This is a genomic window from Tabrizicola sp., assembly GCF_016793705.1.
GTDB lineage: Bacteria > Pseudomonadota > Alphaproteobacteria > Rhodobacterales > Rhodobacteraceae > Tabrizicola.
This window is the reverse complement of the sequence record NZ_JAEULO010000021.1, coordinates 156,624-168,311: the sequence shown is the minus strand read 5'-3', so window position 1 is coordinate 168,311 and position 11,688 is coordinate 156,624. Positions and strand designations below refer to the sequence as shown.

The following is an 11,688-nucleotide window of genomic DNA, read 5'->3' as shown; positions in this document are numbered from 1 at the left end:
GTCCACAGTGGACAAATCCGCTATTTCATTTTGTTTCAATATCTTGGTTGCGGGCGTTTACCCGACCTTAACCTCTCACGCCGCCAGTGCGAGGCCGCCAAAGGCCAGGATCAGCAGCGCCAGACCGAAGTCAAAGCCGCGCAGCCAGCCGGGCGCGACCCAGAGGCCCAGATAGTCGCGCAGGATCACATGCGCCTTGAGACCGGAGAGCACCAGCACCGGCATCACCCGCGCCGCACCGGCAAGCCCCGAGGCCGCGAGCGCGGTCGAGGCGGCGGAGAGGGCAAGGAGCAGGGCCCAGGCTTTGGTCGCGCGGGTCATAGGAGGTAGACCACCGGGAACAGGAGCACCCAGATCAGGTCGACCATGTGCCAGAAGGCCGCCCCGGTCTCGACCGCCTTCGGGGTGCCAAGCCAGCCGACCAGCGCCAGGAGGATCATGCCGGCAAGGACATGGGCGGCGTGGAAGCCGGTCAGGAGGTAGCTGAAGGTGTAGAAGGCATGGGTTTCGGTGCCGATGCCCTGCGCGAAAAGATCGGCATATTCCATGCCTTTCAGGACCAGAAACACCGCGCCCAGCAGGATCACGGGGACAAGGAGCAGGCGAACACGGCGGAGCTGTCCGGCCTCGGCGGCGCGGGTGGCAAGCGCGGCCAGCCAGCCGGAGGTGACGAGGACCAGCGTGTTCGCGGCGGCGCCGGTGCGGTGCAGATGCGACTGCGCCTCGGCGAAGCCCGCAGGGTCTGACAGGCGGACGGCGAGGAACGCAAGAAGCCCCGCCCCGAAGACGGCGATTTCCGACAGGATCAGGACCCACATCAGAAGCTCGCCGGGAAGGCCGCCGGGGGGTGGCTCCTCGTTCGACTGCGTCTCCTCGTCGCGGGTGGAAAGCGATGAGGACCGAAGGGAACGAAGAGCGTCTGGTGCAGCGTTCATCCGGTCACGAGCTGTCGGTAGATCTGCGGCAGGGCCTGGGTCAGTTTCTCGGGGTTCGGGATCAGAGAAAAGGCGCCCTGGCCGAAGAGGCGGGGGAACCAGGACTTGCCGTCGCGGTCGACGGTGATGCCGAAGACGGAATGTCCGGCGCGGCGGGCTTCCAGGATCGCCATCCGGCTGTCCTCGATCCCGTGGCGGCCTTCGTAATGGTCAAGGTCATTCGGCTTGCCGTCTGTGATCACCAGCAGGAGCCGCCGCTTGCGGGCCTCTTTCGCCAAGAGCGCCGACATATGGCGGATGGCCGCGCCGAGGCGGGTGTAGTGGCCGGGCTTCAGGGCGCTGATCCGGTGTTCAACCGCTTCGGCCATTGGTTCGGCGAAACCCTTCACCTCCTGTACGAAGACCCTCTGCCGCTTGAGCGAAGAAAAAGCGTGGATCGCGAAGCTGTCGCCGCAAGCGTCAAGACCCCAGGCCAGCGCCGCCAGCGCCTCGCGTTCGATGTCGATCACCGAACGCCCGTCATGGCCGTGGCCGGGAATGGCGCTTTCGGTGGAGCGAGAGACATCCAGCAGGATCGACACGCCGAGGTCGCGGCGCTCCGGCCGGGTCTGGCGCCAGACCCGGTCGGTGCCTTCGCCGTTGGCAAGGAAATCGACCCGCGCGCGCACCGCCCGTTCGGTGTCGAGCACATCGCCGTCCGGGAAGCCGGGCATCGAGACGAGGCTGGGACGCAAGGCCTCGAACTGGCGGCGGACGGCGCGGATGCGAGCGCTGGCGCGCGGGTCGGCCCGAAACGAGGGTGTCGCATCGCTGGCTTCCGCCCGGGAATGAAGCACCCGGGCGTGGGAGGGGAGGTAGCTGGCAGTGCGGACATCCCATTCGGGATAGGTGAAATGCCCCGAGACCTGTTCGCGGTCCACGTCCTCGGGGGCGAGGTCGAGGTGCAGTTTCAGCCGGGTGGCCGGAGCCTTGGAGACCTGGGCGAGGCCGATCTCCTCCTGGTCGTCGGCGGCCTTCTTCGCGGTGTCCTCGTCGTCATCCTCGACCCGGCGGTTGAGGTTGAGGAATTCGGTCATCGACAGGATGGCCTCGAACTTGTGCAGGATGAAACTGTCGCTGCGGTCGGCCTGGTCGGCCTTGCGGCGGCGGGCCCTCCTTGCGGTCTTTTCCTCCGATTCCTCGGGCGGGCCTTCGGTGGCGCGGGCCTCGACGGCGGTATGTTCGCTACGGGCAAGGGCGCGCAGGTCGGGCCAGAGCGCGACCGGGCGGAAGGGGCGATAGCCGCGCGGGGCTTTCGCCGGAAGCGGCGGCAGGTCGGTCTTCTGCCCGAGGGCGGCCCGGATGCGCGCCTCGACGGCGGCTTCGACGGGCGGCAAGTTGCGGCTGCGGCGGAAGAGGAGGGTCGCCTCGGCGAGGTCGGCATGAAGCTTGCGGTAGCCGGGGGCGAGGCGCAGCGCGGCTTCGGTCATCGCCCGCGCCAACGCGATGGCGGCGAGGTCGGCCTGCAGCGGGTCTTGCGCGCCGGTCGGGGTCTGGTCCTTCAGCGCCACGGCAGCGGCGGCGAGCCAGAGGTAGAGCGCGGCATTGGCGCGGGGGTCGGGGAAGGCGGCGAGGCTTTCCGGCAGGCGCAGGGTCGCGCCATCGAAGCTGGCGCGCGGCGTGGTTTCCGCCCAGGTGCCCAGGCGACGAAGCAGGGAAAGCCGGTGGTGCGAGATTTCCTCGGCCACCGGCTTGATCTCCACCGCCGGGTCGCCACCCAGGCCGCGGAAAAGGACTGCCAGCCGTCCGGCCACTTCGGAAAGCGACACACGGGCTCCATCGTGGATGGGGTCTCCATCCAGACGGCTGGCAAAGGCGTGCCACAGTTTCCCGACGGATTCCTCGGGTTCCCATGGCTCGAAGTCGATCCGTGACATTGCCGGCCTCACCCGAAAACGGCAGTCACGAGATCGCGGAGCCCGGCCTTCACATCCGGGTCGTCGGTGAGGGGCTCGATCATCGCCGCCCGGATGGCGCGGTCGACGGGCATGCCGCCGTGGATAAGGCTGGCGCAATAGACGACGAGGCGGGTGGAGACGCCTTCCTCAAGATCCTGGCCCTTCATCGCGCGAAGCTTGTTCGCGAGGCGGACGAGGGGTTGCACCTGGGCTTCCGGCAGGCCGCTTTCGCGGGCGACGACGGGGATTTCGTGTTCCGGCTTCGGGAAGCCGAACTCCAGCGCCACGAAGCGTTGCCGGGTGGAGGGTTTCAGGGTTTTCAGGATGTTCTGGTAGCCGGGGTTGTAGGAGGCGACCAGCAGGAAATCCGGGTGGGCCTCAAGCTCCTCGCCCGTGCGGTCGATCGGCAGGATGCGGCGGTCGTCGGTCAGGGGGTGGAGGACGACGGTGACGTCCTTGCGGGCTTCCACCACCTCGTCGAGGTAGCAGATCGCGCCTTCGCGCACGGCGCGGGTGAGGGGGCCGTCGACCCAGATCGTCTCGCCACCCTTCAGCAGCCAGCGGCCGATGAGGTCGGCGGCGCTCAGGTCGTCATGGCAGGCGACGGTGTGCAGCGGGCGGCCGAGCTTGGCGGCCATATGGGTCACGAAACGGGTCTTGCCGCAGCCGGTGGGGCCTTTCAGCAGCACCGGCAGGCGGTGGGCGGCGGCGGCCTGGAAGACCGAAACCTCGTCGCCTTGCGGCAGGTAGAAGGGGGCTTGCGCCCCCCTCGTGTCGATATGGGAACCGTCCATGTCCATCACTCCGCCGCGATATGGTCGGCGTCATGCTGCAACCGGTCCTGTTCCAGCGGGCCGGGGGTCACGATCTCGCGCCGCGGGAAGGCGACGGCGTAGATGAACAGCACCGCACCCAGGACCACCGCCGCACCGGCGCCGAAGCGCATGGCGTAGAAGATCCAGAGCTGGTCCTGCACGTCCATGTAGGCCTCACCGTTCACCCGTTGCAGGTGGGTCTGGAGCGCGCCGGCAAAGGTCAGGACCACGGTCATGAAGACCACGCCCGAGGACATCAGCCAGAAGGAGGCCATGTTGAGGACCTGGTTGTAGGGATCGCGGCCCCGCAGGTGCGGCATGGCATAGCTGATGATCGCCAGGTTGAGGCAGACATAGGCGCCGTAGAAGGCCAGGTGCCCGTGCGCGGCGGTGATCTGCGTGCCGTGGCTGTAGTAGTTCACCCCGTGCAGCGTGTGCAGGAACCCCCAGACCCCCGCGCCGAAGAAGGCCAGCGTGGCGCAGCCCAGGGACCACAGGAGGGCGGCCTTGTTCGGGTGGTCGCGGCGGCCCTTCCAGACCATGACGAAGGCGAAGCTCATCATCGCGAAGAACGGGACGACTTCGAGGCTGGAGAAGATCGAGCCGATCCATTGCCAGTAGCCGGGCGTGCCGATCCAGTAGTAGTGGTGGCCGGTGCCGAGGATGCCGGAGAAGAGCGCAAGGGCGGCGATGACGTAGAGCCATTTCTCCACCACCTCGCGGTCGACGCCCGTCAGCTTCAGCATCAGGAAGGCGAGGATCGAGGCCATCACCAGTTCCCAGGTGCCTTCGACCCAGAGGTGGACGATGTACCACCAGTACATCTTGTCGAGCGCGAGGTTGTCGGGGTTCACGAAGGCGAACAGGAACAAGAGCGCCAGTACCCAGAGGCCGAGGAGGAGGATGTTGGTGATCGCGGTCTTCTTGCCCGCCAGCACCGTCATCGAGACGTTGTAGAGGAAGATCAGCGCAGCGACGACGATGCCCATCTTGACCCAGCGCGGCTGTTCGATGAACTCGCGCCCCTCGTTGCCAAGCAGCCAGTTGCCGTCGAAGAGGTTGAAGAGATAGGTCACGACGACCCCGGCGGTGCCGAGGACGAAGATCGCCAGTTGCAGCCAGGCCAGCATCGGCGAGTGGATCTCGCGCTCGCTTTCCTCGGGGATCAGGTAGTAGGCCGCCCCGAAGAAGCCCAGAAGCAGCCAGACGATGAGGCTGTTGGTGTGCAGCATCCGCCCGACGTTGAAGGGGATAAGGCCGGAGAGGAAATTCGGATCCACGTAGATCCAGCCCAGGACGAGGCCCATCGTCACCTGCACGGCGAAAAGGGCAAGCGCGACGGCGAAGTAGGCCAGCGCGATCTTCTGTGTCTGATATTTCATGATGGCGTCTCCTCAGCCCGCGTCATTCGGCGGCCAGTCCTGCGCCCGGATGGTGTTCACCCAGAGCAGGAAGTCGGCGAGGTTCTGGTATTCGGCATCGGTCAGGCCGAAGTTCGGCATCTGGCGGCGGCCCTCGACGCCCGAGGGCATCGCGTCCATCCAGCCTTTCAGCGCGTCGAAGGCGGCCTGGTGATCGCCGGGCTCCACGCCCCAGCGGGTCATCACATTGGCAAGTTCCGGCGCGAAATAGGCGCCTTCGCCAAGGATCGTGTGGCAGTTGATGCAGGCGTGCTTTTCCCACAGCAGCTTGCCCGCCGCGACGCTTTCGGTGAGCGTGGCTTTTTCGGTCGAGGTCGTGGTGATGTAGTGGTGTGATTGGACCGTGAGGCCCACGAATATCAGGATGAAGAACAGGGACCCGCCGTAGAAGATGTTTCGGGCCATGCTCTTGGTCATGACTTCGCGCATGGCGGAATCCTTCCCGGGAGCGTTTCAGGTAACGCGGGTGTGAGCTTTCGGGCCGGAAAGGGCCTTAACAAAAGTCAACCGGCGGCAGGGATATGTCCGGTGCGACAATCCGGCAGGGTCGGGGGGCGGGGCGAGGTCAAGCCAAGGCTTCGATGCGGGCGTCGGCAAACTGCGCCAGTGCCTTGTCGATTGCCTCGCGGTCCATCAGGCAGAAGGCGGTCGAGAGCGCATCGGCCAGCGCGGCCGAGGGCGCGCTGACGCTGGCGGTTTGCCAGACGGGCGGCTGGCCCTGCGGGCCGAGGATATGCGGCTGGCCGTTCACCAGCGTCCCGCGTGGCGATGAGGTGGCCAGCGCACGGTTGGCGAGGCGCGTCTCGGCCAGCGGCGCCCCGTCCGGACCAGCGATCATGGCAGACCAACCGCCTTGGGGCTGCCCCAGCGCGGCGATCTCACCCATGTCGACCAGCGCCTCGGTGAAGCCCTGTGCACGAAGGAGAGCGGCGATGCGGTCGGCGGCCCAGCCCTGCGCGATGCCGTTCAGCGTCAGGGCCTGGCCGGGAGCGAGGCGGATGTCCTCGGGCGACAGGCGGACACGGTCCCAGCCGATCAGGTCGCGGGCAGCTTCGGTGTCAGTGCCTTGCGAAAGCGCCAGCCACAGGGGCTGGACGGTCGGGTCGAACGCCCCACCGGTCGCTTGGTGGACCTGACCGGCAAGGGTAAGGAGGTCAAGGAGGTCGGGCGATGGCCAGGCGAGATGGCCGTCGCGGTTCAGCCGGGTCAGGGCCGAGTCGCGGTAAAGCGAAGCCAAGGTCTCGATCCGGGCGATCTCGGCCTCGACGCGTGTGAAGCACTTGCGGGCGCGGTGCGCATCGGCCCCGACGAGGTGGAGAGTGAGCGACGTGCCGAGGCCGGTGCCTTCCCAGCTGGTCAAAGTTGCGGCATGGCCGGGCAGCGGCGCCAGCGCAGCGGCGGTGAGGGTCAGGAAGCGACGGCGATTCATGACGGGGCGGTCCCGGCAGGGCTGCGGCTCGCGCGTGGACCCCAGAAGACCGGCCAGAGTGCGACGGTGAACAGCCCGAACGCCACAAGCCAAAGCGCCCCGGCGGTGAGCACTGCGGGGGCGGCGAGAAAGGGCATCTCGGCTCCGAGGCAGCGGGTCAGCGCGGCGAGGGGGATGAGCGCATAGGCCAGGGCGACCGGGCGGGGGGCGACCAGCGCGCGTCCGGTATGGCCAAGCGTGGCGCGGGACATGATGGCAAGCGTCATGCCGCCGACCCCGCCAATGCCGAGCAGGTGCAAGGCGGCGATGTCGGAGGCGAGGCCGAGGTCTGCGAGGCCGAGGGTGAAGAAGCCGAGGGCGTTCAGCGCAGAGGAGAGGTGCAGGGTCCAGAGAATCGGCTTGTCCCTTGTCCAGAGCCCGCGCCAGAGCGCGACGCGGATCAGGCCTGCTGTCCCGGCGATCAGGGCAAAGGGAGCGAGCAAGGGTTCCGGCGCGCCGACAAGGTAGCCGAGGGGCTGGGTCAGCGCGGCGGCGATCGCGATGCCGGCAAGGGGCATCGGGTTCACCGGCAGGCCGTGCTCGCGCCCGGACTGGACCATGGCGTTCCTGGTGAAGCCCGGCGTGACGCGACCGCCGAGCACCATGATCAGCGCGCCGAGCGTGAGCAGCCCCGCGCGGAGGCCCGCCCAGGCGGTGTCTGTGGTGAGGCCGGTCCATTCCAGGTGGACCATCAGGTTGGCGACCCAGAAGGCGGTGAGGATCGCCAGGATGATCATCTGTTGCGGTTTCGGGCGCTTGATGAGCTGGGTCAGGAGGTTCGAGGCCAGCACGGGGACAAAGGCGAGGTCCAGCACGGCGACCAGCGCGGGCGGCAGGGCGCCGGAGGTCCAGATTGTCAGCCGACCCGCCAGCCAGAGGCCTGCGGCCACAGCGATGAAGCGGTGGGGGGCGGATTTGGCGCCGGTCCAGTTCGGGACCGCGGTGAGCAGGAAGCCGCCAAGCGCGGCGGAGCCATAGCCGAAGATCATCTCATGCGCGTGCCAGAGGTGCGGGGGCGCTGCGGTGGGCAGGTCGAGGGTGATGCCGAGCGCCTGGACGATCTGGTAGCCCTCCCAGACCCCCATCGAGAACAGCGCAAAGAGGCCCGCCGCCAGGAAGAACACGCGGAAACCGTCGCCGAACAGACGTTTGAGCGGGGTCATGGGGCGGCTCCTTCCGCGCTGCGGGCGCGGCGTTTCAGGACGGGACATTGCGCGCCGTCATTCATGATCACCTGACAGCGCAGGCAAAGGACGCATTCGTTGGCGTTGATCCGCCCGATGGCGTCGATGGCGCCGACGGTGCATTTCGTCTCGCACATCCGGCATTCGCGGCCGCATTGCGGGCGGCGCTTCAGCCAGTCGAAGATCTTCAGCTTGGCCGGGATGGCGAGGCCCGCGCCCAAGGGGCAGAGGTAGCGGCAGTAGAAGCGTTCGACGAAAAGCCCGGCGGTCAGGAGGGCGGCGACGAAGAGCAGGAAGGGCCAGGCGCGCATGAAGCGGAGGCTGATGGCTGTCTTGAACGGCTCGGCCTCGGCCAGGATCAGGGCATCATGCATGGAGTAGAAGGAAAGCGCGAGGATGGCCATGAAGAGCGTGTACTTGATCACCCAGAGCCGTTCATGCAGCGCCTGCGGGACGGCGATCTGCTTGACGCCAAGGCGCTGCGCGGCGGCGTTGGTCAGTTCCTGAAGCGCGCCGAAGGGGCAGAGCCAGCCGCAATAGACGCCGCGGCCCCAGAACAGCATCCCGAGCGCGGCGAAGCCCCAGAGGATGAAGATCACCGGCTCGATCAGGAAGGTCTCCCAGCGGAAGCCGGTCAGCAGGGAATGGACGAAGGCCACCACCTGCACCACGGAAAGCTGGCCGTTCAGACCCATGCCGAGGACGAGGAAGGTGGAGGCGAGGAAGGAAAGCCGCCCGATGCGCCAGAGACGGGGCCGTCGGGTGATCCATTCCTGCGCGAAGAGGATCAGGGTGAGCACGGTCAGCATCAACCCGACGATGGCGATCTGCGGGTGCTTGTCCTCCCACGCCTGTTTCCACAGCGGTTCAGGTTCCGGCGGCGGGGCAAGACGGAAGGCGCCCGGCAGGGTGTAGGGAACCGCCACGTCCATCGCGACCTCGCCCGTCGCGGTGGGCCGGGTGGCCCGGATTTCCACCGTCAGGGGCTTCGTCGGGTCGATCTCGGGCGGCAGCGCGAAGAGGCTGATTTCCTTCATGACTGGGGCGCCATCGAGCGAAAGCTTCTTCAGCATCTGGTAGCGGTCTTCGACCGGCTGCCAGCGGGTGTCGCCCTGCACCACTGTCACGCGGTTGAACGTACCGGTCTTCTTCCACTCGGTCCCCCGGTGCGACTGCACCCCCTGTCCCATCACGATCAGCGCCGAACCGCCTGCGCCAAGGTTCCCCACCGCCCGGGTGAAATCCTGCTGGCCGAGAAGGTTCTGCCCCACGGTCGGCGGGTCGATCACGCCCACCCAGAGATGCAGGAAATCGCCGTCACCGGGCTGCACAGGGACCTTGGCACCCTGCAATGCCGCCGCCGCCTCGGTCATCGAGACGCGGGCCTCGGCGAGCGCGCCCATCGCCAGAAGCTCGTCCCAGGTCGCAGGCGCATAGGTCAGCCGGTCCACCCCGCCGCCCGCCGCGATCAGGCCCCGCCCGATGGCCAGCGTCCGCGCGGTGCGCAGGATGCCGTCGCGGATCACGCCGGTCGAGACGGTGGCGCGGGAGATGACGGGGGGCAGCGCGCTGGTGTCCGGCGCGGGCGCGGCGAGGTCGAAACCCTTGAAACCCGCCACATAGTCGGAAATGTCGGCATCCGAGATGCCGAGCGTCAGCACGGGTTCGTTGTGCCGCACCAGAAGGGCGCCCGCGATCCGCGCCTGTGGCGTGACCGCCACCAGCACGTCGAGCGGTCGCCCGGAATAGCCCACCGACCCGGCGATTTCCCAGGTCGAGCCGACCTCACCCACCACCCGACCGTCTTGTGACACCGTCCAGCCGGGCACACCCTGATCGACCCGCGCCACCTGCACCGGACCGTCCAGACCCAGAAGAGCCGCCGCCTGTTCGGCGCTGGGGGCCATCACCGCAAGCGCGTCGTCGGCAATCAGCCCTTCGGCCCGCGAAGACGCCACGGACAGAAGCAAGGCCAGGATGGCTGCAAGAAGAACGCGCATGGGCGGGGCCTTTTCCAGTGCCGCAGACCCTGCGGCGTCCCGCCCCGGACCGCCTTAACGAAAGTCAAGGTAACGGGGCCGTGACTGACACAGGGTCTGCACAGCCTCACCAGCTGAACGGAGAGATTCCCATGACGACCCGAGCAAGACCCGCCAGGGCGATGTTGCTGGGCACGGCCGCCCTTTTCCTGGGGCTGGCCCTGCCCGCGATTGCGGAAGACAAGCCCAAGGACCACGCCGACGGCCCCGCCGCCGCCTATGAGCCCAACATGAACACCCTGGGCCAGATCAAGGTGGAAATCCCCGGCTTCAAGCCCGACGACCCGGTGATGACGCCCGAGGAATTCCAGAAGGCCGCCACGATCTACTTCGAGCGCTGCGCGGGTTGCCACGGCGTGCTGCGCAAGGGGGCAACCGGAAAACCGCTGACCACAGACATCACCCGCGAGAACGGGTATGACTACCTGCAGAGCTTCATCACCTACGGCTCGCCTGCGGGGATGCCGAACTGGGGCACTTCGGGCCAGCTGACCGAGGAAGAAGTGGGCATGATGGCCCGCTATCTGCTGCTGGAGCCGCCGCAGCCGCCGGAATGGGGGATGCCCGAGATGATGGCGTCCTGGAAGGTCCTGGTGAAGCCCGAGGACCGGCCGAAAGAAAAAATGAACGACATCGACATCGACAACCTGATGTCGGTCACGTTGCGCGATGCGGGTCAGGTCGCCCTGATCGACGGCGGCACCTACGAGATCAAGGCCGTGATCGACACCGGCTATGCGGTGCATATCAGCCGCATCTCGGCCTCGGGGCGCTATCTCTTCGTCATCGGCCGCGACGGCCTCGTGAACATGATCGACCTCTGGATGGAGACCCCGGCCACCGTTGCCAGCATCAAGATCGGCATCGAGGCGCGCTCGGTCGAGACCTCGAAGTTCGAAGGGTTCGAGGACAAGCTGGCCATCGCCGGGGCCTACTGGCCGCCGCAGTTCGTGATCATGGACGGCGACACGCTGGAGCCGAAGAAGATCGTCTCGACCCGCGGCATGATCTACGACGAACAGACCTACCACCCGGAACCGCGCGTGGCCTCGATCCTGTCGTCGCACTACAAGCCCGAGTTCATCGTGAACGTGAAGGAGACGGGGAAGATCCTCTTCGTCGACTACACCGACCTGAAGAACCTGAAGATGACCGAGATCGAGGCCGAACGCTTCCTGCATGACGGCGGCTTCGATTCGACCAAGCGCTATTTCCTGGTGGCGGCGAACCAGCGCGGCAAGATCGCGGTGGTGGACACCAAGGAAGACAAGCTGGCGGCTCTGGTGGAGACCGGTGGCGCGACCCCGCACCCGGGGCGCGGCGCCAACTTCACTCACCCGGTCTACGGCCCGGTCTGGGCGACCAGCCACCTGGGCGACGAATCGGTCGCGCTGATCGGGACCGACCCGGAGGGGCACCCCGACCAGGCCTGGAAGATCGTCGACAGCTTCTTCGGGCTGGGCGGAGGGTCCTTGTTCATCAAGACCAATCCGGCCTCGAACCATCTTTACGTCGATGCGCCGCTGAACCCGGATGCGGAAATCTCGGGCTCGGTCGCGGTGTTCGACATCGACAAGATGGGCGGCGATCCGAACGTGGACCCGGAATACACCACTCTGCCAATCGCGGAATGGGCCGGGATCCCGGAAGGCCAGCCGCGCGTGGTGCAGCCCGAGTTCAACAAGGACGGCACCGAGGTCTGGTTCAGCGTCTGGAACGGCAAGGACCAGGAATCGGCCATCGTCGTGGTCGATGACAAGACGCTGGAGCTGAAGACGGTGATCAAGGACAAGCGCCTGATCACCCCGACCGGCAAGTTCAACGTCCTGAACACCAAGGACGACATCTACTGAGGCGTTCCCTTGCATCCGCGGCCCCTCTTTGCCGCG

Annotated in this window: 10 protein-coding genes; 1 reads left to right on the top strand and 9 read right to left on the bottom strand. The window is 67.0% G+C overall.

What is annotated here, in order from left to right; all coding sequences use genetic code 11:
- Positions 1 to 75 precede the first annotated feature (75 nt).
- From JNJ68_RS04185 to JNJ68_RS04145, 9 genes are all read right to left on the bottom strand, one after another.
- Entirely contained in the window at positions 76 to 321 is a 246-nt protein-coding gene (locus JNJ68_RS04185) for a cytochrome C oxidase subunit IV family protein (protein ID WP_294979345.1), read from the bottom strand.
- Positions 318 to 818: a cytochrome c oxidase subunit 3 gene (locus tag JNJ68_RS04180; protein WP_294979535.1), complete on the bottom strand. Its 501-nt coding sequence runs from the start codon at positions 816 to 818 to the stop codon at positions 318 to 320. The genes JNJ68_RS04185 and JNJ68_RS04180 overlap by 4 nt, the downstream gene beginning before the upstream one ends.
- 113 nt (positions 819 to 931) lie before the next feature.
- Entirely contained in the window at positions 932 to 2,851 is a 1,920-nt protein-coding gene (locus JNJ68_RS04175; protein ID WP_294979342.1) for a VWA domain-containing protein, read from the bottom strand.
- An 8-nt stretch (positions 2,852 to 2,859) separates the two neighbouring features.
- A complete protein-coding gene (locus JNJ68_RS04170) occupies positions 2,860 to 3,666 on the bottom strand; it encodes a CbbQ/NirQ/NorQ/GpvN family protein (RefSeq protein WP_294979339.1) in 807 nt (268 codons plus the stop codon).
- Between the two features lie 5 nt (positions 3,667 to 3,671).
- Positions 3,672 to 5,069: a cbb3-type cytochrome c oxidase subunit I gene (locus JNJ68_RS04165; RefSeq protein ID WP_294979336.1), complete on the bottom strand. Its 1,398-nt coding sequence runs from the start codon at positions 5,067 to 5,069 to the stop codon at positions 3,672 to 3,674.
- Positions 5,070 to 5,081: 12 nt separating this feature from the next.
- Positions 5,082 to 5,537 (bottom strand): cytochrome c, encoded by a 456-nt coding sequence (locus JNJ68_RS04160; protein WP_294979333.1) that lies wholly within the window; start codon positions 5,535 to 5,537, stop codon positions 5,082 to 5,084.
- Positions 5,538 to 5,673: 136 nt separating this feature from the next.
- The gene (locus JNJ68_RS04155) at positions 5,674 to 6,537 is read right to left on the bottom strand and encodes an FAD:protein FMN transferase (protein ID WP_294979330.1); all 864 of its coding nucleotides are present in this window, start codon (positions 6,535 to 6,537) and stop codon (positions 5,674 to 5,676) included.
- Complete coding sequence (locus JNJ68_RS04150; RefSeq protein WP_294979326.1) at positions 6,534 to 7,739, bottom strand: NnrS family protein; 1,206 nt, start codon at positions 7,737 to 7,739, stop codon at positions 6,534 to 6,536. Before JNJ68_RS04150 ends, JNJ68_RS04155 begins: the two co-directional genes overlap by 4 nt.
- Entirely contained in the window at positions 7,736 to 9,760 is a 2,025-nt protein-coding gene (locus JNJ68_RS04145; RefSeq protein WP_294979324.1) for a NosR/NirI family protein, read from the bottom strand. Before JNJ68_RS04145 ends, JNJ68_RS04150 begins: the two co-directional genes overlap by 4 nt.
- 161 nt (positions 9,761 to 9,921) lie before the next feature.
- Here JNJ68_RS04145 and JNJ68_RS04140 point away from each other — a divergent pair, with 161 nt between their 5' ends.
- On the top strand, positions 9,922 to 11,652 hold the full coding sequence (locus JNJ68_RS04140; RefSeq protein ID WP_294979322.1) for a nitrite reductase: 1,731 nt from the start codon (positions 9,922 to 9,924) through the stop codon (positions 11,650 to 11,652).
- The last annotated feature ends 36 nt before the right edge of the window (positions 11,653 to 11,688 follow it).

Excerpts from the sequence above, each read along its gene's own strand:
- JNJ68_RS04185 (WP_294979345.1), bottom strand. The coding sequence starts at position 321 with ATGACCCGCGCGACCAAAGCCTGGGCCCTGCTCCTTGCCCTCTCCGCC.
- JNJ68_RS04180 (WP_294979535.1), bottom strand. The coding sequence starts at position 818 with ATGTGGGTCCTGATCCTGTCGGAAATCGCCGTCTTCGGGGCGGGGCTT.
- JNJ68_RS04175 (WP_294979342.1), bottom strand. The coding sequence starts at position 2,851 with ATGTCACGGATCGACTTCGAGCCATGGGAACCCGAGGAATCCGTCGGG.
- JNJ68_RS04170 (WP_294979339.1), bottom strand. The coding sequence starts at position 3,666 with ATGGACGGTTCCCATATCGACACGAGGGGGGCGCAAGCCCCCTTCTAC.
- JNJ68_RS04165 (WP_294979336.1), bottom strand. The coding sequence starts at position 5,069 with ATGAAATATCAGACACAGAAGATCGCGCTGGCCTACTTCGCCGTCGCG.
- JNJ68_RS04160 (WP_294979333.1), bottom strand. The coding sequence starts at position 5,537 with ATGCGCGAAGTCATGACCAAGAGCATGGCCCGAAACATCTTCTACGGC.
- JNJ68_RS04155 (WP_294979330.1), bottom strand. The coding sequence starts at position 6,537 with ATGAATCGCCGTCGCTTCCTGACCCTCACCGCCGCTGCGCTGGCGCCG.
- JNJ68_RS04150 (WP_294979326.1), bottom strand. The coding sequence starts at position 7,739 with ATGACCCCGCTCAAACGTCTGTTCGGCGACGGTTTCCGCGTGTTCTTC.
- JNJ68_RS04145 (WP_294979324.1), bottom strand. The coding sequence starts at position 9,760 with ATGCGCGTTCTTCTTGCAGCCATCCTGGCCTTGCTTCTGTCCGTGGCG.
- JNJ68_RS04140 (WP_294979322.1), top strand. The coding sequence starts at position 9,922 with ATGTTGCTGGGCACGGCCGCCCTTTTCCTGGGGCTGGCCCTGCCCGCG.